The sequence below is a fragment of the Ferdinandcohnia sp. SAFN-114 genome (genome assembly GCF_059415045.1).
On sequence record NZ_JBPFDQ010000209.1, the window covers coordinates 1 to 979 of the forward strand.

Below are 979 nucleotides of genomic sequence, written 5' to 3' on the forward strand. Positions count from 1 at the left end.
AGAAAGGGGGATGAAGAAGAAATAAAATTGTCAGCTGACCAGAAATTTAACCTTATTCATTCCGTTATCGAGAAATACAATCTAACAAGGATGGTAACCCACCTCTGTAAAGTAGCTGGAGTGTCCCGCCAGGGATACTATAACTACTTTTCTGCTAAACAAGTTCAGAGAAGGAAGGATCGGGAGAAAAAGGATGAATCCCTTCGGGACCTGGTTTTAAAAGCATACAATTTCAAGAACCGTAAGAAAGGGGCTCGTCAAATTAAGATGGTATTGGCAGGTCAGTTTAGTGTTGTTTTCAATCTTAAGCGAATCAGAAGAATCATGAAGAAATACGGGATTGAGAGCCCTTTTAGGAGAGCGAACCCCTACAAGCGCATCATTAAGGCTACGCAGGAGCACAAGGTCGTCCCGAACTTACTTAACAGGGAATTCAAACAAGGAATCCCACACAAGGTCCTTCTTACGGATATAACCTACCTATATTTCGGAAAAGGTAAAAGGGCTTATTTATCAACCATTATTGACGCTTCCACCAATGAAGTCTTAGCTCATCAGGTCTCTGATCGAATTACTTTAGATATCGCTACGGATACACTTAAGAAGTTAAAGAAAAACAGGAGAATCAAACTGGCTAAAGGAGCTTATATACATTCTGATCAGGGAGGTCACTATACCAGCCCTGTTTATCAAAAGCTGGTGAAAAAATTCAAATTGGAACAATCAATGTCTAGGAGAGGTAACTGTTGGGACAACGCCCCACAGGAATCATTCTTTGGTCATTTTAAGGACCTGGCTGATATAAAATCATGTGAAACTTTAGAAGAACTTAAGCAAGAAGTGAAAGCTGCCATCCACTACTACAATCACTACAGATATCAATGGAATATGAAAAAGATGACCCCTGTTCAATACAGAGATCATCTTCTTAAAGTAGCCTAGCTTTTTTTAAAATGTCCTTTACAAGGGGTACAGATTA

1 protein-coding gene is annotated in these 979 nt (G+C 39.5%); it reads left to right on the plus strand.

The genetic code is table 11. The features are described from left to right. Positions 1 to 942, plus strand: a 942-nt coding sequence (locus tag ACR65M_RS26955; RefSeq protein ID WP_440274952.1) for an IS3 family transposase, incomplete at its 5' end; no start/stop codon positions are given. Between the last annotated feature and the right edge of the window lie 37 nt (positions 943 to 979).